Origin of the sequence: Bacillus sp. FSL L8-0193 (assembly GCF_037976065.1) — a bacterium.
GTDB lineage: Bacteria > Bacillota > Bacilli > Bacillales > Bacillaceae > Bacillus > Bacillus paralicheniformis.
In genome coordinates, this window is sequence record NZ_CP150261.1 from 1,255,551 (window position 1) to 1,275,664 (window position 20,114).

17 protein-coding genes are annotated in these 20,114 nt (G+C 49.0%); 10 read left to right on the forward strand and 7 right to left on the reverse strand.

What is annotated here, in order from left to right:
• Positions 1-44 precede the first annotated feature (44 nt).
• The 3 genes from MHH76_RS06225 to MHH76_RS06235 all read right to left on the reverse strand — a co-directional run bounded on the left by MHH76_RS06225 (position 45) and on the right by MHH76_RS06235 (position 3,365).
• Positions 45-1,424 (reverse strand): ammonium transporter, encoded by a 1,380-nt coding sequence (locus MHH76_RS06225; RefSeq protein ID WP_043054275.1) that lies wholly within the window; start codon positions 1,422-1,424, stop codon positions 45-47.
• Positions 1,425-1,480: 56 nt separating this feature from the next.
• On the reverse strand, positions 1,481-1,822 hold the full coding sequence (locus tag MHH76_RS06230) for a P-II family nitrogen regulator (protein WP_020450886.1): 342 nt from the start codon (positions 1,820-1,822) through the stop codon (positions 1,481-1,483).
• A gap of 202 nt (positions 1,823-2,024) precedes the next feature.
• Complete coding sequence (locus MHH76_RS06235) at positions 2,025-3,365, reverse strand: MATE family efflux transporter (protein ID WP_023856619.1); 1,341 nt, start codon at positions 3,363-3,365, stop codon at positions 2,025-2,027.
• Positions 3,366-3,486: 121 nt separating this feature from the next.
• Between MHH76_RS06235 and MHH76_RS06240 the strand changes: the two genes are divergently transcribed.
• The 4 genes from MHH76_RS06240 to MHH76_RS06255 all read left to right on the forward strand — a co-directional run bounded on the left by MHH76_RS06240 (position 3,487) and on the right by MHH76_RS06255 (position 7,233).
• Positions 3,487-4,350, forward strand: a complete 864-nt coding sequence (locus tag MHH76_RS06240; RefSeq protein WP_023856620.1) for an AraC family transcriptional regulator — start codon at positions 3,487-3,489, stop codon at positions 4,348-4,350.
• Between the two features lie 28 nt (positions 4,351-4,378).
• Positions 4,379-4,936 (forward strand): GNAT family protein, encoded by a 558-nt coding sequence (locus MHH76_RS06245; protein ID WP_020450889.1) that lies wholly within the window; start codon positions 4,379-4,381, stop codon positions 4,934-4,936.
• A gap of 56 nt (positions 4,937-4,992) precedes the next feature.
• Positions 4,993-6,036, forward strand: a complete 1,044-nt coding sequence (locus tag MHH76_RS06250; protein ID WP_043054276.1) for a LacI family DNA-binding transcriptional regulator — start codon at positions 4,993-4,995, stop codon at positions 6,034-6,036.
• A gap of 168 nt (positions 6,037-6,204) precedes the next feature.
• Positions 6,205-7,233 (forward strand): Gfo/Idh/MocA family oxidoreductase, encoded by a 1,029-nt coding sequence (locus MHH76_RS06255; RefSeq protein ID WP_043054277.1) that lies wholly within the window; start codon positions 6,205-6,207, stop codon positions 7,231-7,233.
• 150 nt (positions 7,234-7,383) lie between these two features.
• Here the strand turns inward: MHH76_RS06255 and MHH76_RS06260 are convergent, their stop codons facing one another.
• The 4 genes from MHH76_RS06260 to MHH76_RS06275 form a co-directional block, all read right to left on the reverse strand.
• Complete coding sequence (locus MHH76_RS06260) at positions 7,384-8,472, reverse strand: Ger(x)C family spore germination C-terminal domain-containing protein (protein WP_025811681.1); 1,089 nt, start codon at positions 8,470-8,472, stop codon at positions 7,384-7,386.
• Positions 8,469-9,587: a GerAB/ArcD/ProY family transporter gene (locus MHH76_RS06265; protein WP_043054278.1), complete on the reverse strand. Its 1,119-nt coding sequence runs from the start codon at positions 9,585-9,587 to the stop codon at positions 8,469-8,471. Before MHH76_RS06265 ends, MHH76_RS06260 begins: the two co-directional genes overlap by 4 nt.
• A 6-nt stretch (positions 9,588-9,593) precedes the next feature.
• Positions 9,594-11,063, reverse strand: a complete 1,470-nt coding sequence (locus tag MHH76_RS06270; protein WP_023856625.1) for a spore germination protein — start codon at positions 11,061-11,063, stop codon at positions 9,594-9,596.
• 103 nt (positions 11,064-11,166) lie between these two features.
• Positions 11,167-11,772 carry a LysE/ArgO family amino acid transporter gene (locus MHH76_RS06275; protein ID WP_025811677.1) on the reverse strand — a complete coding sequence of 202 codons (606 nt, stop codon included), beginning with the start codon at positions 11,770-11,772 and terminating at the stop codon, positions 11,167-11,169.
• 98 nt (positions 11,773-11,870) lie between these two features.
• Here MHH76_RS06275 and MHH76_RS06280 point away from each other — a divergent pair, with 98 nt between their 5' ends.
• The 6 genes from MHH76_RS06280 (at position 11,871) to MHH76_RS06305 (ending at position 20,098) form a co-directional block, all read left to right on the forward strand.
• Positions 11,871-13,343, forward strand: a complete 1,473-nt coding sequence (locus tag MHH76_RS06280; RefSeq protein ID WP_043054578.1) for a PLP-dependent aminotransferase family protein — start codon at positions 11,871-11,873, stop codon at positions 13,341-13,343.
• A gap of 284 nt (positions 13,344-13,627) precedes the next feature.
• Positions 13,628-14,974 (forward strand): aspartate aminotransferase family protein, encoded by a 1,347-nt coding sequence (locus MHH76_RS06285; protein WP_025811674.1) that lies wholly within the window; start codon positions 13,628-13,630, stop codon positions 14,972-14,974.
• Positions 14,958-16,469 carry an aspartate aminotransferase family protein gene (locus MHH76_RS06290; protein WP_025811673.1) on the forward strand — a complete coding sequence of 504 codons (1,512 nt, stop codon included), beginning with the start codon at positions 14,958-14,960 and terminating at the stop codon, positions 16,467-16,469. The genes MHH76_RS06285 and MHH76_RS06290 overlap by 17 nt, the downstream gene beginning before the upstream one ends.
• Positions 16,466-18,229 (forward strand): IucA/IucC family protein, encoded by a 1,764-nt coding sequence (locus tag MHH76_RS06295; RefSeq protein WP_025811672.1) that lies wholly within the window; start codon positions 16,466-16,468, stop codon positions 18,227-18,229. Before MHH76_RS06290 ends, MHH76_RS06295 begins: the two co-directional genes overlap by 4 nt.
• The gene (locus MHH76_RS06300) at positions 18,226-18,780 is read left to right on the forward strand and encodes a GNAT family N-acetyltransferase (protein ID WP_043054279.1); all 555 of its coding nucleotides are present in this window, start codon (positions 18,226-18,228) and stop codon (positions 18,778-18,780) included. The genes MHH76_RS06295 and MHH76_RS06300 overlap by 4 nt, the downstream gene beginning before the upstream one ends.
• Positions 18,755-20,098, forward strand: a complete 1,344-nt coding sequence (locus MHH76_RS06305; protein ID WP_025811671.1) for a lysine N(6)-hydroxylase/L-ornithine N(5)-oxygenase family protein — start codon at positions 18,755-18,757, stop codon at positions 20,096-20,098. The genes MHH76_RS06300 and MHH76_RS06305 overlap by 26 nt, the downstream gene beginning before the upstream one ends.
• The last annotated feature ends 16 nt before the right edge of the window (positions 20,099-20,114 follow it).

Below are 20,114 nucleotides of genomic sequence, written 5' to 3' on the forward strand. Positions count from 1 at the left end.
CACCGCCGCTGATTTCAATGATCGGCAGACTGGATGGATGAGAGTCAAACCTGTTCTGTTTTGGAAGACGGTCCCGGCTTTAAATTGTTGAGCCGTGAGACAAGATCGGTTCCGAAAGCGGAGCTGACGTCAACATCGCCCTGTTCGATGTAGCTTTCTTTATACTCGTACGCCGAAGAACCGTGTTCGGCATAATCGAGTCCGGATATTTCCTCTTCTTTTGATACCCGGATCGGAGTGAAAGCTTTCATTACTGCAGTGACAGCCGATGTAGCAGCGAGGGTCCAGGCTGCGATCGCCAAAATGCCGACGGCTTGAATGCCGAGCTGTGCGGCTCCTCCTCCGTAAAAGAGACCGCTCGATGTATTGAAAAGCCCGACTGCAAGCGTCCCCCAAACACCGCAAACACCGTGAACGGCAATGGCGCCGACGGGATCGTCAAGTTTCAGCACCTGATCGATAAACTGAACGCCGACAACTAAAATGACACCTGCGATGCATCCGATTAATATCGCGCCTGTAAATGAAACGCCGTCCGCGCCCGCGGTAATTCCGACAAGGCCGCCAAGCGCGCCGTTCAGCGTCAGGGAAGGGTCGATCCTGCCGTAGCGGAAATAAGTGAACAGCGCCGAGCTGACGACTCCGCCCGACGCGGCTAAAAGGGTTGTGGTGATGACATGCGGGACGGCGGCGGGATCAGCCGCAAGCGTGCTTCCGCCGTTGAACCCAAACCAGCCGAACCACAGGATAAAGACGCCGAGTGCGCCCAGCGGAATGCTGTGTCCTGGAATGGCATTGACCTTTCCGTTTGCATATTTTCCAATCCGCGGCCCGAGAAAGATGACAGCCGCAACCGCGCCCGCAGCACCTGTCGTGTGAACGATCGCAGATCCGGCAAAATCAACAAATCCGAGGTCATACAGCCAGCCTTCCCCCCAAGTCCAATGGCCGACAACCGGGTAGATGAGACCGGTCATAAACAGCGTCAAAATCATATAGCTGCCAAGCTTCATCCGTTCAGCGACAGCGCCGGAAATAATGGTCGCGCACGTAGCGGCAAACACGGCCTGAAAGACGAAAAATCCGACATCCTGATCACCTGCTAAAGCAAAACCGCTTGTGCCGATGAACCCGCCGGCGCTGTCCCCGAACATCAACGCGTATCCGGCGAAGAAATAAAGGATGGAGCCGATAGAGACCGTCAGAAAGTTTTTCATTAAAATGTTTAACGTGTTTTTAGCTCTGGTAAAGCCAGATTCAATCATCGCGAAACCGGCGTGCATAAAAAAGACGAGCAGAGTGCCGATGGCCACCCATATCATGTTGACCGAATCATTGACCGATTGCGCCGTCGGTTCTGCGGCCAGAGCTGATGCTGCGAGGAAAAAACTGAGGAACAGGACGAAAGATACCTTGGTTTTCATAAGAATCATCCTTTCTTAAAGTATCGGCAAAAAGAGGCGGGGTGGAGCCGGTCGTTTTACACAATCGCTTCTTTTCCGGATTCCCCTGTCCGGATACGAACCGCATTTTCAATCGGGAGCACAAAGATTTTTCCGTCGCCAACCGTATTTGTCGAACATGTGCTTTCGATGATTTGGATAATTTCATCAACGCTCTCCGATTCAATCACCATTTCGACTTTCACTTTAGGCAGCAGCTTGATTTCGTAGGAGGTGCCGCGAAACAAAGCCTGTTTCCCGCGCTGTTGCCCGCAGCCGGCAACCTCTGAGACCGTTAATCCGTTTATGCCAACCTCTTCAAGCTTTTTGCGGAGGCGGGGAAACTGTTCAGGGCGTATAATCGTTTCGATTTTTTTCACAATGTAAATCCTCCTTTTGGTGTAAGGTTTTATTACGTGTATTGTTATGTTTATTATCATACGTAATATCAAATTGAAAATCAATACGAATTTTCAAAAAAATTAATCTATTAGACCTATTATCAGAGAGGTTTGTATTCACAGAATGAAATCCTTGTGATGTTTTATGACATGAAAAAACCTGCTTTCAGTTGAAAGCAGGTTATGCCGCAAAGCCTTTTTGTAGCCACATTTTAGATCTCCATCTTCTGTACATCAAAATTCCCCTGACCCACTCGTCGGCGATGAAGGAAAACCATATTCCCGCCAGGCCGAATCCGAGCTGAATGCCGAAAATATAAGCGATCGGAAGGCCGATTCCCCACATTGAGACAATTGCCATATAAACCGGATATTTCGCGTCTCCAGCAGCTCTGAGAGAATTAATGATGACCACGTTAAACGAGCGGCCAGGCTCCAGGATAATCGTCAAAAGGATCAGTATACTGGCCGTTGCGATAATATCGGGATTGCTGCTGAAAATGCCGATCAGCTGTTTGGAAAACACAGCGAAGAGAACGGAAGTAAATGTTGTAATGGCCAGAGCCCACCAGAGGCTCTTCAGACAGCGGCTGTACGCTTCATCAAATTGTTTCGCGCCGATATGGCGTCCGATTAAGATTTGCGTTCCCTGGCTGATCGCTGTGCCGAAAAGCATGATGAACATCATCAAATTTTGGGTATAGACCTTTGTCGTCAGCGCCTGCGCGCCCATCAGCGTGATAAAATAGGTGACAATCATCTGTGACGCGTTATACGAAAGCTGCTCCCCTGCTGAAGGTATCCCGATTTTCAGCAGTTTTTTCAGATGGCTTTTCTTTAAGACAAACAGCCGTTTGGACAACATCGGCATGCCGACGCGCTTTTTGACGAGCAGAGCGATCGCGAACAGGCCGATGATGCGCGCGATCGAAGTGGACATTGCTACGCCGGCCACGCCTAAAACCGGAAAGCCGAACGGCCCGAATATGACAAGATAGTTGCCGGCGATGTTCAGGATATTCATGCCGATGGTTACAACCATTGTGTCCTTTGTATGCCCGTAGCTTTTCAAAATGGCGCTGAACGTCATAATGAGCGCTTGAATAAAGGACAGTCCGCCGACGATCTGGAGAAAGATGCCGGCCTCGGCCAGCAGGTTGGCGGACAGGCCCATCATCAATAAAAGCGGTTTGGCAAATATATAAATCACCGCGCTGATGAATAGACTGATGATAAAATTGGCGCTGATAGAAACATAGCCGACTTCCATCGCTTCGGCTTTTTGCCGCGCTCCTAAAAATTGAGAAATAATAACGGTTGTTCCTGTGGCGATAAAACCGAACATCACAATGATCAAGTTCAGCATTTGGTTGCTGACGCCGACGGCTGCCACGCTGTCATCGGAATATTGGCTGAGCATCAGGGTATCTGCGTTGCCCATTAACATATATAATGAAACCTCGATAAATATAGGCCAGGTCAATGCGAATAAAGAGAGGTTTTGAGGTGCTGTTTTTTTCATGGCGTTTGACCCCTTTCTTTTAAAAAATCCGTTTTATAGTGTAACGCCATTTTCTTATAATAAGAAGAGACGAAACCGATACTTCTTGGAGAAATACGACTTGATGAAAAGGGGAGAGAACATGGAACATATCATCTTTACAATTCCGCCGCTCCCTGTGTTGATTACCGGCGGAGAAGGACTGTTCAAAAAAGGGGAAAAGCATGTGAGGCGTGAATATTCCGTGTTTGATCTCTTATATGTAATACAGGGGGAACTATTTTTGACTGAGGACGGCGACCCCCATCAGATCCGGGAAGGGGAATATATCATCCTTGTACCGGGGCTTGAGCATTATGGACACCAAGGCTGTCAAGACGATACCCGCTATTTTTGGCTGCACTTTCAGGAGCCGTCTTATGGCTTTGCACAGCAGGGAGGTGAGAACTGGACTGAGCTCAAGCTGAAGAAGGGGACGTTTGAAACGCCGACATTATATCATTTAAAGATTCCGAGAAAGGGAAAGATCGACCAAAAAGCGTTTATTGAACAGCAGTTTAGACGTTTGATTGACGATTCCGCCCAAAATTCCGACCTGCCTCTTCGGAAGCAGCTCTTGTTCGAAGAGCTGCTGATTCACCTGCAGAAGGAGGCGTTCCACATTCCTTCGGCGAGTGAGCGTGTGGCATCCGAAGCGCAGCATTACATCGACCGCCACTATAAGGAGAAGCTCAGCATGGAGCAGCTCTCGGCTGCCCTTCACTATCACCAGGACTACATTACCCGCTGCATGCAAAAGGCGTTCGGCATCACACCGGGCCAATACGCCAATAAGGCGAAGGTTTTTGAAGCGAAGCGGCTCCTTTCTTCGACAAACGACAAAATGTCATCGATTGCCGAACAAGTCGGAATCGATGATCCGACTTATTTCTCAAAGCTGTTTAAACAAATAGAAGGGATTTCGCCTGTTGAATACAGAAAGATGATGAAGAGAAATATTGAGTGATATTTTCAAAGCATAGGAGGAGAAAAGTTTGGCATCCATCAATGGTGAAAAAGTAAAGCTGCGCACGATCACAATGGATGACCTGCCCGGATTATGGAGAATGATTTACGGAACCCGAAACCCTGAATGGAAAAAATGGGATGCCCCTTATTTTCCGCTTCAGCCCGAACCGTTTCAATATTTTCTCGACTCTTTTGTGCCGGCTTTAAAAGAAAAACCGCCGCGCTATTTGGCGATTGAGATCGAAGGAGAGCTGAAAGGAACCGTTTCTTACTATTGGGAGTGCCGGCCGACACGCTGGCTGGAATGCGGGATCGGCATCTATGATCCGCGGTTCTGGAACGGAGGTTACGGCACGGAAGCCGTAGAATTATGGGTCGGCTTCCTATTTGAAAACGTCGATGTGCCGAGAATCGGAATGACGACGTGGTCCGGCAACAGGCGGATGATGAGGTGCGCCGAAAAAGCGGGGTTTAAGATGGAAGGCCGGATTCGCAAAGTCAGATATTATGACGGAGTCTATTATGATTCAATCAGATACGGAATATTGCGGGAGGAGTGGGAGCTGATTTGCGGCGGTAGCTGACACGCTCTATAATGTAATATTAGATATCTTTCATCAGCGGACTAGAGGGGACCAAAATGAAAAAAACCATTTATGATGTAGCGGAAGCGGCAGGCGTTTCGATTTCCACGGTTTCCCGGGTGATCAACAATACCGGGAGAATCAGCAGGTCGACAAGGCAAAGAGTGCATGCCGTCATGAAAGAACTCGATTATCAGCCGAATGTTCACGCTTCTGCGCTTACCGGAAAGCGCACGAACAATATCGGCCTGTTGACGCCCGATATTGCAAACCCTTTTTTCGGAGAGCTTGCCAAAAGCGTTGAAGAGCGGGCGGGCGAGCTTGGATTCAGCATGATGATATGCAGTACCGACCGCGATCCGAAAAAGGAGACAACGTATTTCTCGGTGCTCAAGCAAAAAAGCGTCGACGGCATCATTTTTGCGACCGGCATCGAAAATCAGGAGAGCATGGATGCGCTCGAGGGTATTGCAAAAGAGGGCATACCGCTCGTGATGATTTCTCAGGACCGCGCCCTTGTTCCGCTGGATGTCGTGGTCATCGACGATTTTATGGGCGGATACTTAGCGACGCGGCATTTAATTTCACTCGGCCATAAGACAATCGCCTGCATCGCCGGCGACGGATCGACAACCGGAGAAAAAGACAGGCTGAAAGGCTTCCAAAAAGCGATGGATGAAGCCGGCATCAAAGTGAATGAATCGCTCATCGCCGGTACCGGTTTTTCCCTGGAATGCGGCAAAAAAGCAGCCGCTCAGATTTTCGAAAGCAACATTCCGACCGCCGTTTTCGCCATGAATGATGTGCTTGCGTGCGGAGTCATTCAGACTGCAAGGGAATGGGGGCTCCAAGTTCCAACGGATTTATCTGTCATCGGCTTTGATAATACGTTTTTAGCCGAAATGACCGATCCGCCGCTTACGACAGTGTCGCAGCCGATTGAAGAAATGGGCCGCCGTGCGGCCGAGCTGCTGGCCGAAGAAATCAGCGGCGAGAAAAGTTCGAAAAACAAAATCATTCTCATGCCTGAACTTGTCGTCAGACAGTCGACGGCACCTCCATTTAAAAAAGATGCACATGCAGAAAAGAGCGGGTTTTGATAGAAAAAAACGCTCTTTTTTTAAAAAATAAGAGCAAGCGCTTGCTCTCGTTAAATCCTAAAAAGCATTGCGGATAAAATAAATACAGGGTAAAATCAAAATTGAAATGAGCAAGCGCTTTCTCTAATTAATAAAGCGCTTTCAATATGTAAGAAGGGAGAGAAGAAAATGACAGAACGAGTGAGATGCGCCGTATTAGGGCTCGGAAGGCTCGGCTATTACCATGCGAAAAACCTCAAAACCGAGGTGCCCGGGGTCCTGCTCGCCGCTGTGGCCGATCCGGCAGAGGGGAGGGCGAGGGAGATTGCCGCTGAACTGGGTGTTGAAAAGTGGTTTGAAGATCCGTTTGAATGTCTCCACGATCCAGAGATTGATGCCGTCGTCATCGTTACACCGACATCTACCCATGCCGAAGTGATCAAACAGGCGGCCGAATGCGGCAAACAGATTTTCGTCGAGAAGCCGCTGACATTAAATCTTGAAGAATCGATTGAAGTCATTTCTAAAGTCAAAGAAACGGGCGTGATTTGCCAGGTGGGGTTTATGAGGCGGTTTGATCCTGCTTATGCGGATGCCAAAAGGAGGATCGATGCCGGAGAAATCGGCAAACCGATCTATTATAAAGGGTTCACGCGCGATTTTGGCTCTCCTCCGGCCGAATTCATTAAAAAAAGCGGCGGTATTTTCGTCGATTGTTCGATTCACGATTATGATATCGCGCGTTATTTAATGGGGGCTGAAATTACTTCGGTTTCCGGCCACGGAAGGGTTTTGAAGCACGCGTTCATGCCGGGATGCCATGATGTCGATCAAGCGCTCACCTATATGGAGTTTGATTCGGGGGCGGCGGGTGATGCGGAAGCAAGCCGCAATTCGTCTTACGGCCACGATATACGTGCCGAAATTATCGGGACGGACGGCAGCATCTTCATCGGGACGCTGCGGAACCCGGCGGTTACCGTGCGGACCGGGCAGGGGAGCAGCTATAATATCATTCCGGATTTCCAGGCGAGGTTCCATGAAGCGTACTGCTTAGAGATGCAGCACTTTGCCAAGTGTGTTCGCAACAAAACGAAACCGATTGTGACTGAAGTGGATGCGGCAGTCAATCTGGAAATCGCGCTTGCGGCCTCAGAATCCTGGTCAACAGGCAAGACCGTCAAGATTCAGTATCAGACGAAACAGCTTACGGTATGAAACGGGGCTCATAAACGGGCTGTGATAAAGACAAAGTATGCCGGAGATCATCCTGCGGTCAATAGGATCAACAGAAAGAAGGGCGGAAGAAAGCATTTCTCCGCCCGATGCCGCCCTTTCTCTCAGCGTTTTCAATCAACTGCAAGCCCCTTATTGCACATTCAGATTCGGTCTCAGATTCACCTGATAGTCCACCTCGACATCCATCTTCTCCCAACGATGCAGCCACGCTTTGTCGCTCATCGGCTTCGTAAACGGAAACAGCGCTTCACCGCCGACTTCAAGCGGATCAACCCGAATGTTTTGCATGTCCTTTATCATGTCCGTTGTTTTCTTTTCCAATTCGGATTCCACATCATGGACAAGTGCGCTGAACTCGCTTTGATCCTGCAGGTTTTTGTCGCCTGTGTATTCTTCAATGCCCGCGTTTATGCTGACTTTCATTGATAAAGCTGTATTGTTTTGATTTAAGTCAAATGTGACGGTTGAGCGGGCTTGGCCGATTATGATTGACAAGTTGGGAATCGTGAGGAACTTCAGATACCTGTTATTGTTGAGCAGCTGAAAAATTTGATCGTCTATGCCGGTCAGTGTCTTCACGAATTTGTCGTTTCGGAAAAGTCCTGTTCCTTCATATGTGAACTGGTTACCATCGGTTCTGAAAACAGGCACGTAAGGATCTGAATAGTGGGTGTACAGCTGGTTTTTGAATTGATGCAGGTTAACGATGCTCATTTCACCCTGGTTGGCTCTTTCAAAATGCCTTAACGTCTGATAAAGATAAAAGTCAAAATTCTCGCTTTGCTTCAATTCGTTCAGTATATATTTGTCAAAATCGCCGTTGACGACGATGAGATAAAGGCGAGGGCCGATTTTCGGGTCTGACAGAAGCGTGTTGATAATCGGAAGTATGCCTTTTTCAGCGAGATTTTCTTCGATCATCACCATTCTCAGCTGCCCGTTTTTCAGCTCGTTGTAATAATTTAAATTAAATCGCTTGCCGACTTGTTTGATCATATTGACTTCGGTGCTGAATAGCCGCTTCTTTTCAAGGCCCACCGGAGGGACGGTGGTGCTCATTGAGATCTTTCCTTTTTTCCCTTCTTTGATATACCAAAAGGTAACCGGTGAGATTTCTTCAATCTCATTGTTTTCAACAAATGGAGAGCAGCCCTCAATCGTCATGAAAATCACAAGTGCGATACAGCCGTTTAATATGAGGCGTTTCCCGCTGATCATTGCATGCGCCCCTTTCGTTTTCCGGCGATGACAAGAATAGCCGGAGTCAATGCGTAAGTGACGGCTCCGATGGATACTTCGATCAAAAACCACATATCTTGCTGCTTTCCGGATTGCCAAAACCAGGTGCTTAACACGAGCGAAAATCCCATGAGCAATAGGAAGCTGAACAGAAATCCTCTTCGCGTCACAGGCTTGGCCATTCTTTTAAACAAAATGCGGAGGCCTCCGTAAAAGCAGAGTAAAAAAATCGCGATTACAAACGCAAAATGAAACATATGGGCAGACAGTAGAAACGTATCGATCCGCTCCAAAATCGGCGACTGCAAATAGCGGAGCATGTTTATCACCGGAAAAATGGTTTCCAGCAAATAAGAGGAGCCGTAGAAAAATAATGCACCGATAAACAAAAACAAATATTCGAAGAGTGAAATCGCATTACCGACCGATAAACATTTCAGCACATTAGCTTCCTTGCTGAACCATGGAGCCAGACAAATCAAATACTCGGGACTGGAAAAAGAAGACCACATGACGAGCAGCGCCTTCCAAGAATGTTCAGTCCAGTCAAAAGGAATCAACGGATATAAATCGGTCAAGGAAGCGATCGGGGGGATATAAAACCTGATAAAAATGAACACGATCCAAAATGATGACATAAAGGCAATGATGACAAATCGCATCGTATTTTCCATGCCGTGGGAGGCCGCATATCCGCTGATCACCAGAATCAAGATCACAAGCCAGTTGATATTGATGGCGGGAAAGATGAAGTGTCTCACCGTTTCGGCGTAGCTTGTGATCATGATCGCGATCTTTAACGCGAGCTGAATTAAGCCGATCAGGATAAAAAAGCGCAGCTTGCGTTCGCCGAAGAGAGCGGCAAAGCCTTCATAGCCTTTTGCGGCCGCTGGAGAAGACAGCCATTTGGACAACAGGTACAAGTTGAACTGTGACAGCATTCCGACAGCGAGCATAACGAACATCATGTAAGGGTGAACCAGATACATCGGCAGAACCAAGATGAAAAAAAGAACTTGCATACGGTTGGCGATGAGGGCGATGTAAATTCCGCCGAGAGGCCGTGTCTTGTGAAATAATTGAAAAGAACTCAAGCCGCTTCATCTCCTTTTAACGTACCGCCATTTTTGCAAGGTATGCAGATATTCGGGGCGCTTTTTCAGCCAGATCAAAGGACTTCGTATAAAAAGATCGAGCCAATCGCGCCAATATAACGGAGTAATCGGCGCAAAATAAGGCTGCTTGAGAGAAGTAAGCCCGTTCAAATGAACAAACAGTCCGATCATTCCGAAGATCAATCCGAAAAAACCGAGGCAGGCGGAGAACACGAGCATCGTAAAATGAATCAAAGTGTGCCCTTTAGCTACGATGTAGTTAGGCACCAAAAATGACGCGACCGTTGAGATGCCGACCAAAACGATTAGCACTTTGCTGACGAAGCCCGCCTGCACCGCTGCTTCTCCAATCACAATCCCCGAGATAACCCCCAATGTTGAACTTGATTTTGTCGGCATCCGCACGCTGGCTTCCTTAATAATTTCAATGACGAGCAGCATAAGAACCGCTTCCCAAAACGGGGTGAACGGCACTTTGCTCCTTGATTCGATCAGCACATAAAGGATCTGGAGCGGAAACATATGATAATGATGAGTCGACAAAGCCACATAAAAAGGGATGAGCAAAATAGACAGAAAAAAACTGGCGTAGCGCAGCATTCTAAAAAAGCTGGCAACCGGCCAGCGCGTCGTATAATCTTCAGCGGAGTGAAAAAGGTGAAAAAACGTGATCGGTGCATGTAATACAAACGGCGTCTGATCGACCAAAATGGCGACTTTGCCAATGCTTAAATTGTATGCGGAAATGTCGGGACGCTCGGTCTGCTGGAACTGCGGAAAAATCGAATGATGATGATCTTCAATCAATTCAGTGAGCTGTGCGGAATCGAAGATCATGTCAAAATCGGTTTCCGCGATTTTTTTTCTGGCTTCCTCAATCAATTCCGGATTGGTTAATCCGGCAATATAAACGATAACAACAGATGTTTTGCTGAGCGAACAGACCGTCAGCCTTTCCGCTTTTAAATTGGTTAAAGGCAGCCTGCGCCGCAGCAAAGAAAGATTGACGTCGAGCTGCTCGGTAAAACTGTCTTTCGGACCGTACATCACCGTTTCGGTTTGAGACGGTTCGATCTGCCGGCCGACCCGATTTTCAATGGGAATGGCAAACCACTGCTGCCTGTCCGGATCATGGATGATGATCGAACCGGACATCAGCCACTCCTTTGCGGTTTCTAAAGATACGATCGGTTCAACGTGCAAAACAAAGGTTTTTAAACAGCGATATATTGACTCTTCTTCGGCGCTCATGATCAGAGGCCTGATGATCGACTGTTGGAGCATGACCCGATCAATGATGGTATGTAAATAGTAAAATACTGCTTTTTGTCCGCCTTTTGTTTCATGCTCTTCGATCACCGCATCAGCCATACCGGCGGTGGCGTCAAGAAGGGCATCTTTCGTAATGGGAGCGCTCCGCAATCCGGCTCCCTTTCTTTTATATTTTCGAAACATGGACATCCCTCATCAGCGATTGATCATTGCCGGGTTACCGGATGTCCTTATTGTGCTCGCTGCTTCTCAGGTTTATGCGGACAGAAGCCGCGTTCCCGCAGGATCAGGTAAACAGCGAGGCGCCGAGGTAGGCGGCAAGCCCCCACATGACAGCCGCAGATCCTTTATTGAACAAGGTCATGACGACCCCCTGTGAATCGAGCTGTTTGAGAAGTCTTCCCGCTGCGGCAAGTCCAAGGAACCATAGCCACGAAACGATCATACATGCACAGGTGAACAGCCAAAGATCCGCACCTTCATACGCTAAAGAGTTGGTGCCGATCACGCCGACGATATCGAGCAAGGCGTGCGGATTTAAGAGCGATACGGCCGCAGCAAAAGCGATTTGCTTTTTGGGCGGCATAGCTTCGGACGCGTTTCCTACCGCCGGTTTGCTCTTCCATGTGATCCATCCCATATAAATGAGAAACAAAAATCCTCCGGTCAAAAGGACAAATTTAACTTCAGGAAGGCCGGCGACAGCCGCGGAAATACCTGTGACTGCCAGTATAATCAGGAGGGAATCGCACAACGATGCGGAGATCACAAGCGGCAAGACACGCCAAATGCTCGATGATGCGGCCCCTTGCTGAAAAATCAGGACATTTTGCGCGCCGAGCGGCAAGATCAGTCCAAAAGCGAGAATCATTCCGTGAATAACTGCGTTCATGACTGTTAAAACCCCTTTCATTCAAAACATCCGTTTTATTGTAGAGTAAGAAGCGGGGAATGTCTCCGGCCATTTGGCTGGTCTAATTGCCCAGCCAAATGCTATCTTTTAAAAAAGGAGCTGAACATGAAGTGAACAGACAGCTGAACAGACATTCAGACATTCCGTTATACCAGCAAATCGAACAGATCATAAAAGAGAAGATTTTACAGGGCGAATGGCCGGCCGGGACGAAAATCCCTTCACAACGCAAGCTGGCATCTATCTTTCAAGTGAATAGAAGCACGGTTACCGCGGCTCTGGACGAGCTGACAGCCCAAGGATTTCTTGAAGGCAACCGGGGCGGAGGCACAAAGGTGGCCAATCAAACATGGTCACAATTGACGGCGGGTCCGCCGCTTGACTGGACGAGTTATGTACGTTCGGGAATTCACCGTCCCAATTCAATGACGGTTCAGGAAATCAACAGGCAGGAGTTTACAGAAGGGATCATCAGGCTCGGCACAGGTGAATTGGCGCCTGAACTGATGCCTTATCAACAGATGGAAGAGATTCTTCGCCGCGCACCGTCTGATAGGCTGATGCTCGGGTATGAAGAAGCGAAAGGAAGCCGCTATACAAGAGAGGTGCTGGCGGAGCATCTGGGCCGGAAGGGTGTGCGTGTATCGGCCGACTCGATTCTGATTGTCTCCGGAGCGCTCCAAGCGCTGCAGCTCATATCGATCGGTCTTTTGAAGCGGAGAGCCGTCGTGTTGACGGAAAAGCCGTCATACCTATACTCGCTGCACGTTTTTCAATCGATGGACATGCGGCTTTGCGGGCTTCCAATGGATGGCGGGGGATTAGACCCGTCCGTCATTCCGGCGGTAAAAAAACGGCATGGCGCCGATTTACTGTACACGATTCCGTCATTTCACAATCCGACGGGCAAACTGATGTCGGAAAACCGGAAGCGCGAGCTGATTCAAATGAGCAAACGGCTGTCGCTCCCGGTTATTGAAGATGACGCATACGGCGACTTGCGGCTTGACGGTCCGCCGTCATCGCCGCTGAAGGCCATGGACAGAGAAGGCAGCATTCTTTATGTCAGTACACTATCGAAAACAGTCAGCCCCGGCCTTCGCATCGGCTGGATCACAGGCCCGGAGCCCGTCATCGAGAGGCTGGCCGATATTAAAATGCAGACTGACTACGGCTCAAGTTCATTGTCGCAATGGGCGGCTGCAAAGTGGCTTTCAAGCGGACTTTATGATGAAAATCTCAGCCGGATCAAAGGCGAACTGAGACGAAGGCGGGATGAGGCGCTCCGGTGTCTTGAGACCTATTGCAGAGGAATCGCCCGCTGGGAAAAGCCTTCAGGCGGGTTTTACATTTGGGTCACATTTCTAAAGCCGCTCTCGCTCAGCGCTTTGTTCGAACAAGCATTACAGAAAAACATCCTCATCAATCCCGGCACCCTCTACGATAAAGAAGCTAAATACAGCATCAGATTGTCCTATTCGTACGCCTCTTTGCCAGAGCTTCGCTACGGCATTCAAACGATCGCAGAACTCGCCGGGAAGCTCATGTGAGTCCCTGCTGTACCGGCTGCTGAAAAATCGACGTTCAGCAGCCGCTCCTTTTTATTTCAGGCCTCGGGTTATTTAAAAACAGTCCAAAAAATTCCATTAACATATCATTCAAGGAACTATTGATTCATATTAGCAGCTGGATTTGCAGTAGAGGAACTCTTTATGTTGCCTCATTGTGAGAAACGTCCTATTTTTCTGAATCTTATTGACATGCCGGTGTCACAAAATATACACTTTTTTGTCATTGAAAATGATAATCTTTATCAATTGGAGGAATGCTTTCTATGCCTGTACAAACGAGTTCTAAAAATCAAGTGTTTTTGGAGCAGCAAAATAGAAGAGAGTCTAATGCGCGTTCATATCCGAGAAGATTTCCGCTCGCCATGCAAACCGCGGAAGGCGTTTTGGTGACTGATGCGGATGGAAAGCAATATTATGACTGCCTGGCAGGAGCGGGGACGCTTGCGCTTGGTCATAATCATCCAGTTGTGATTGAAGCGATTCAAAAAATGCTTGATGAAAAACGCCCGCTGCACACGCTTGATATCACTTCGGAAATCAAAGAAGAGTTTGTCAGCGAAGTATTTGCAAGCCTTCCTGAGGCGTTTGCCAAACGGGCGAAGATCCAGTTTTGCGGTCCGACCGGCGGCGATGCGATCGAAGCCGCTCTCAAGCTTGTCAAAACGGCAACGGGGAGAAGAACCATCTTGTCGTTTCACGGTGCCTATCATGGTGCAACTCATGGAACGATGGCGCTGAGCGGTAATTTATCTCCAAAGGAAAATGTCCAGGGACTTATGCCTGATGTGCATTTCCTGCCATATCCGTATGAATACCGCTGCCCGTTTGGAAGAGGAGGAGAGGCGAGCCACAAGCTGTCGAGCGCATATATCGAAAATATGCTGGATGATCCGGAAAGCGGAATTTTACAGCCGGCCGGGATGATCTTTGAAGCCGTACAAGGAGAAGGAGGCTCAGTTCCGGCTCGGGCTGAATGGATAAAAGAAATGAGAAGGATCACAAAAGAACGCGGAATCCCTCTAATCATTGATGAAGTGCAGACCGGCATCGGCAGAACCGGAAAAATGTTTGCGTTCGAGCACGCCGGCATTATACCGGATGTCATCGTCCTTTCAAAAGCGATCGGCGGAAGTCTTCCTCTGTCTGTCGTCATCTATGATCAAGACCTTGATCAGTGGGAACCGGGGGCGCATATCGGTACATTCAGAGGGAACCAGATGGCGATGGCGGCCGGAAGTGCAACGTTAAAATATATAAAAGAGCACGATGTACTGTCACATGTAGAAAAAGTCGGCGCGAAGCTCATGCAGGAATTGCAAGACATTCAGGAACACGTTCCTGAAATCGGTGATGTCCGGGGACGGGGGCTGATGATCGGCGCCGAAATTGTCGCACCGCATAAAAAACAAAACGCAAACGGCAGCTATCCGGCTGATGCGGAGCTTGCAAGCGTGATTCAAAGAAAATGCTTTGAAAAAGGACTGATCGTTGAAACGGGAGGACGCCATGGAAGCGTGATCCGATTCTTGCCGCCGCTCATCGTAACAGAGGCGCAAATCGACGATATCATCACGATCTTCAGAGAGGCCGTCTATGAAGCAGTCAAGTAAACAGAAAAACTTTGATTCCCTGTTTATGCACAACGGCGAACAGGGGATCAAAGCATACCGTGACGCGGCCGAGGCCGCTGTAGAGACGCTGTGGGCCGATTGGAAAAATAAAATGAAGCCCTACAGCGGGAAGATGCCGAATGAATTAAAGCACGAAATTAAAAACTTGTTTTCGTTTAAGGAAGCGGGAGAACCGCTTGCGGATGTTCTCGCTGATCTAAAAGAAGCCTATTTGCCGCACCGGATTCATGTTGAAGATCCAAAATGCGCCGCACACTTGCACTGTCCGCCGCTCATCCCGGCACTCGCTGCAGAGATGCTGATCAGTGTGTTGAATCAGTCGATGGATTCGTTTGATCAAAGCGGAGCGGCTTCATTGATCGAGGAAGAAATGGTGCAGTGGCTTTGCCGAAAGTTCGAGTACGGAAAGAATGCTGACGGAACATTTACGAGCGGAGGCACGCAGTCTAATTACATGGGGCTTCTGTTGGCCCGCGATGCTTTCTGTGAAAAGCAGTGGAACTGGAACGTACAGAAGGACGGACTGCCGCCGGAAGCGGACAGGCTGCGGATCCTCTGTTCAAAGGATGCTCATTTTACCGTGAAAAAGTCGGCTTCCCAGCTCGGACTTGGAGAGCGCGCCGTCGTACTCGTCGATACAGATGATGAAAAGCGGATGAGCCTTTACGATTTAAAGCGAAAAACAACGCTGCTTGAGGAATCGGGCTTACATCCATTTGCGATTGTTGCCACATGCGGTACGACGGACTTCGGAAGCATCGATCCGCTTTCCGAGCTTGCGGATGCCGCGCATGCCGGCGGGCTTTGGCTTCACGTTGATGCCGCGTATGGCGGGGCGTTGATTTTGAGCAGAACCCGCCGCTATAAATTGGCCGGTATCGACAGGGCCGACTCCATCAGCGTCGACTTCCACAAGCAGTTTTATCAGCCGGTCAGCTGCGGCGCTTTTCTTGTCAAAGACAGAAGGCATTTCCGCTTGATTGGTTATCATGCCGATTATTTAAATCCTGAAGAGGATGAAGCGGAGGGAATCGTTCATCTCGTCAATAAATCGATTCAGACGACGAGGCGCTTTGACGCTTTAAAGCTGTTTGTCTCGCTGCGTGTGCTTGGAGAAGATACATTCGCCGAGATGATTGACTGGACGTTCGCATTGGCCGAAGCGGCAGCGGAAAAAATCTCCGCAAGCGATCGGCTCGAACTGCTGAATCCGCACCCTGAACTGAACGCTGTCGTCTTCCGCTGCCTCGCCTCAGAAGACGACGCGGAGAACGACCGTTTGAATAAATGTATCCACAGAGAATTGTTCAGAACGGGACAGGCGGTGATCGCCAAGACGGCAGCAGCCGGGAAAACGTATTTAAAATTCACGCTGCTGAATCCGCGGACGACGCTTTCGGATCTTGACGACATTCTCGGCAGGATTCAAGAGCTGGCAAGTCTTTATACGAATAGCAGGAGGATAACAAGATGAGTTCATTTAAAGAAATAGCAGAAAACGCTACGATTCAAAGTTTTTTAAATTGCTATTTGCGTGAAACCGGCATCAAAACCCGTGAGATCGCGGACGGCTCTCAAAAAACGCTGATTGTTCCGCTAAAACGCCAGCAAATCGAGCTGATCGTTCCGATCAAGTACTGGTCGAAGACGGGAAGGCACCTTTTCTCATTTCCGCTTTACTATCAAACAACCCAAAACAAGCCGCTTCCGCTCGACTATGTCACGCTCGTCTCCCTCGCTTCAAAAGAATTGCTTCTTCAGCAAAACCGCGGGGGTGCCGAGGATGAATTCTTGCTCAGAGTCATTTTGAGCTGCCGCAATATCAGCCGTTATGTGGAAGAACGGGCCGGTGATCAAAATGAGCTTAGCCGCGCTGATTTTACGTTTATCGAAGCGGAGCAGTCGCTCTTGCTCGGTCATCTGATGCACCCGACGCCAAAAAGCAGGCAGGGCATGAAACCTGAAGAGGAAAACATTTTCTCACCTGAATTGAAAGGGGAGTTTCAGCTTCATTACTTTAAGGCGCATGCCTCGCTCGTTCTGCACGATTCAAGTACTGGAACAAAAGCGCCGCTAGTCATACAAGAGGAATTGAGAAACGACCCGATGATTGATAATGCGTGGCTAGACGAGCAAACGGCCGATCCGGATTTTGCGCTTCTTCCCGCACACCCGCTCCAGGCGAGAGCTTTGCTGGAGGAGCCGTATGTGCAAAAATTGATCGATCAAGGTCTCCTTACATATCTCGGTGCAAAGGGCAGGACGTTCACGGCGACATCCTCCGTCCGCACGGTTTACAGCAAGCACTCGCGCTATATGTACAAATTCTCGGTCCCGATCAAAATCACGAATTCGCTTCGTGTGAACAAGCAGAAAGAATTGGACAGAGGTGTTGAAATGGCCCGGCTGCTTCAGACAGAACTCGGTCAAAGGTTAAAACAGGAGTTTCCGGGCTTTCACGTTATCACAGATCCTGCCTACATCTCGATTCGGGGGGAGAACGGGGAGTCCGGCTTTGAAGTCGTGATCAGGGAGAATCCGTTTTATGAAGACGACCGTTCTGCATGTCTGGTCGCCGGGCTTTGCCAAGATCACGCCTTCGGGAAAGAGTCACGGCTGTCCTCTGTTATCCGCGGGCTGGCATTAAAAGAAGGGCGGACAACGGAAGAAGTGAGCATTGATTGGTTTGACAAATATTTATCCATTTCGCTTGAGCCTGTTTTATGGCTGTTTGAAACATACGGGCTGGCGATTGAAGCGCACCAGCAAAACGCCGTTATCCGCTTAAAAAACGGCTATCCGGAGACGTTTTACTACAGGGATAATCAAGGCTATTACTACAGCGAATCAAAAGCCGGGATTCTTTCCAAGCTGATCGAAGACTTGAGCGAAAGGAGCGAGACGATCTGCACGGACGGCGTGGCTGTTGAGAGACTGCGCTATTATTTCTTCTTCAACCATCTGTTTGGGCTGGTGAACGGGTTTGGCTGCGAAGGGCTGATCCGGGAAGAAACGCTCCTGTCCATGATCAGAGAGCGGCTTGAAAAAGCGGAACACATTTACGGCATCACTGAGTTGACGGACAGCCTGCTTCGGTTTTCGGAGCTTCCGTGCAAGGCCAATCTGCTGACGAGATTTTACGACATGGATGAGCTGACGGGCTCGCTTGAAACCCAGTCTCGTTATACGTCTGTCGGCAATCCGCTGTTAAAGGAGGCGGCGGCCGTCCAATGAATGACCGGATCACATTTCAAAAAGCGGACTATGCAAGAGACGTATCGCTCGTCTATCGCTGGATGCAGGAGGAGCACGTCATCCCGTTTTGGCATTTAAACATGCCGTTTGCAAAATTTGAAGACCATTTTCACAAGGCCATCACAGACCCCCACCAAACGCTGTACATCGGCTCTATCGACGGTGTGCCCATGAGCTACTGGGAGTCGTACTGGGTCAAGGGGGACGTCATTGAACACCACTATGATAATGAACCTTTTGACCAGGGCATCCACCTGTTGATCGGAGAAAAAGAGTACTTGAGAAAAGGGCTGGCCCTTCCGCTTTTAAAAGCGATGGTCTGTATGCAATTTGCCGAGCCTAACACAAAAAAGGTCATCGCAGAGCCGGATATCCGCAACAAAAAAATGATTCATGTTTTTGAAAAATGCGGGTTTCGCCCGATTAAACCTGTGAATCTCCCTGATAAAACCGGATTATTGATGTTTTGCGAACGAGAACGTTTTTTTGAAAAGGGGAAAAAAGATGAACTCTACAAAGAGAGCCACTGATGTATATGATGTCATCGGCGTCGGCATCGGGCCGTTTAACCTCGGTCTTGCCGCATTAGCCGATTCCGTGCCTGAGATTAATGCGCTGTTTATTGAACGAAATGAAAGTTTTAACTGGCATCCCGGCATGCTGATTGAAGGGACGACACTGCAGGTGCCGTTTTTGGCCGACTTGGTGAGCATGGCCGATGTGACAAGCGAATACAGCTTTTTAAACTATCTCCAGCAGCATAACCGTCTGTATTCTTTTTATTTTCTGGAAGACTTTCATATTCCGAGAAAGGAATACAACCACTACTGCCGCTGGGTGGCAGAACAGCTTGACTCGTGCCGCTTCGGGATGAATGTTGAAAGCATATCGCTCATTGAATCGAATCCGGAGGCGCTTTTTAAAGTGCGGGTCGTGAATCGGGAAAACGGCGGGGAAGCCGTTTATTACACGAGGCATGTTGCGCTTGGCATTGGGACGGGCCCGCACGTTCCCGAAACGCTCTCAGACGCTTTGGGAGGCTCGGTGTTCCATTCAGCTGAGTATTTAATGAGAAAGCCCGACGGATTTAAAGGGAAAAGGGTGGCCGTCGTCGGCTCCGGTCAAAGCGCAGCCGAGGTGTTTTATGACCTCGTCGGTGAAGATGAAGCGGAGCATGTCAGCTGGCTCACCCGCTCAAAAGGCTTCTTCCCGATGGAATATTCGAACCTCGGGCTCGAATATTTTTCACCTGATTATATCGATTTTTTCTATCAGCTTCCACAGTGGAAAAAAGATGAATTGCTAACGCAGCAGGATCTCCTTTATAAAGGAATCAGCGCGAAGACGATCAGCGATATTTATCATCTTCTGTATGAGCGGACCTGCGGAGGGCGGGAAGCGGCTTTTGATCTTCAGTCCATGACAGAAGTCAAGCAGATCGAACAGCATGGAGAAACGCTGATTCTGCACTGCGCAAACCGGGTGAATGAAGAACGGTTTGAGCGGCAGGCAGATGTGGTCGTCCTGGCGACGGGCTATAAAGAGAGGCTGCCGGAGTGTCTGGCACCTGTTGACAGCCTGATTGAAAAGGACGCGGGCGGCCGCTATGTCATTACGCGCGACTATAGACTGGTGACAGCTGCAACATCAAAAAACCATATTTTCGTTCAAAACGGAGAGCTGCACACGCACGGCGTCGGAGCGCCTGACCTGGGACTCGGCGCTTACCGGAACTCGGTGATCATCAATCAGCTAGCCGGGAGAGAAGTATACAACGTCAGCCACAAAACGGTTTTCCAGACATTCGGAACAGGAATCACCGAAAAAACCGCGGTGCCAAACGGCTAATAAAGGAGGCATTTTC

Excerpts from the sequence above, each read along its gene's own strand:
- MHH76_RS06290 (WP_025811673.1), top strand. The coding sequence starts at position 14,958 with ATGAAGCAGTCAAGTAAACAGAAAAACTTTGATTCCCTGTTTATGCAC.
- MHH76_RS06250 (WP_043054276.1), top strand. The coding sequence starts at position 4,993 with ATGAAAAAAACCATTTATGATGTAGCGGAAGCGGCAGGCGTTTCGATT.
- MHH76_RS06300 (WP_043054279.1), top strand. The coding sequence starts at position 18,226 with ATGAATGACCGGATCACATTTCAAAAAGCGGACTATGCAAGAGACGTA.
- MHH76_RS06240 (WP_023856620.1), top strand. The coding sequence starts at position 3,487 with ATGGAACATATCATCTTTACAATTCCGCCGCTCCCTGTGTTGATTACC.
- MHH76_RS06225 (WP_043054275.1), bottom strand. The coding sequence starts at position 1,424 with ATGAAAACCAAGGTATCTTTCGTCCTGTTCCTCAGTTTTTTCCTCGCA.
- MHH76_RS06285 (WP_025811674.1), top strand. The coding sequence starts at position 13,628 with ATGCCTGTACAAACGAGTTCTAAAAATCAAGTGTTTTTGGAGCAGCAA.
- MHH76_RS06270 (WP_023856625.1), bottom strand. The coding sequence starts at position 11,063 with ATGTTTCGAAAATATAAAAGAAAGGGAGCCGGATTGCGGAGCGCTCCC.
- MHH76_RS06260 (WP_025811681.1), bottom strand. The coding sequence starts at position 8,472 with ATGATCAGCGGGAAACGCCTCATATTAAACGGCTGTATCGCACTTGTG.
- MHH76_RS06305 (WP_025811671.1), top strand. The coding sequence starts at position 18,755 with ATGAACTCTACAAAGAGAGCCACTGATGTATATGATGTCATCGGCGTC.
- MHH76_RS06255 (WP_043054277.1), top strand. The coding sequence starts at position 6,205 with ATGACAGAACGAGTGAGATGCGCCGTATTAGGGCTCGGAAGGCTCGGC.
- MHH76_RS06235 (WP_023856619.1), bottom strand. The coding sequence starts at position 3,365 with ATGAAAAAAACAGCACCTCAAAACCTCTCTTTATTCGCATTGACCTGG.
- MHH76_RS06295 (WP_025811672.1), top strand. The coding sequence starts at position 16,466 with ATGAGTTCATTTAAAGAAATAGCAGAAAACGCTACGATTCAAAGTTTT.
- MHH76_RS06275 (WP_025811677.1), bottom strand. The coding sequence starts at position 11,772 with ATGAACGCAGTTATTCACGGAATGATTCTCGCTTTTGGACTGATCTTG.
- MHH76_RS06280 (WP_043054578.1), top strand. The coding sequence starts at position 11,871 with ATGCTATCTTTTAAAAAAGGAGCTGAACATGAAGTGAACAGACAGCTG.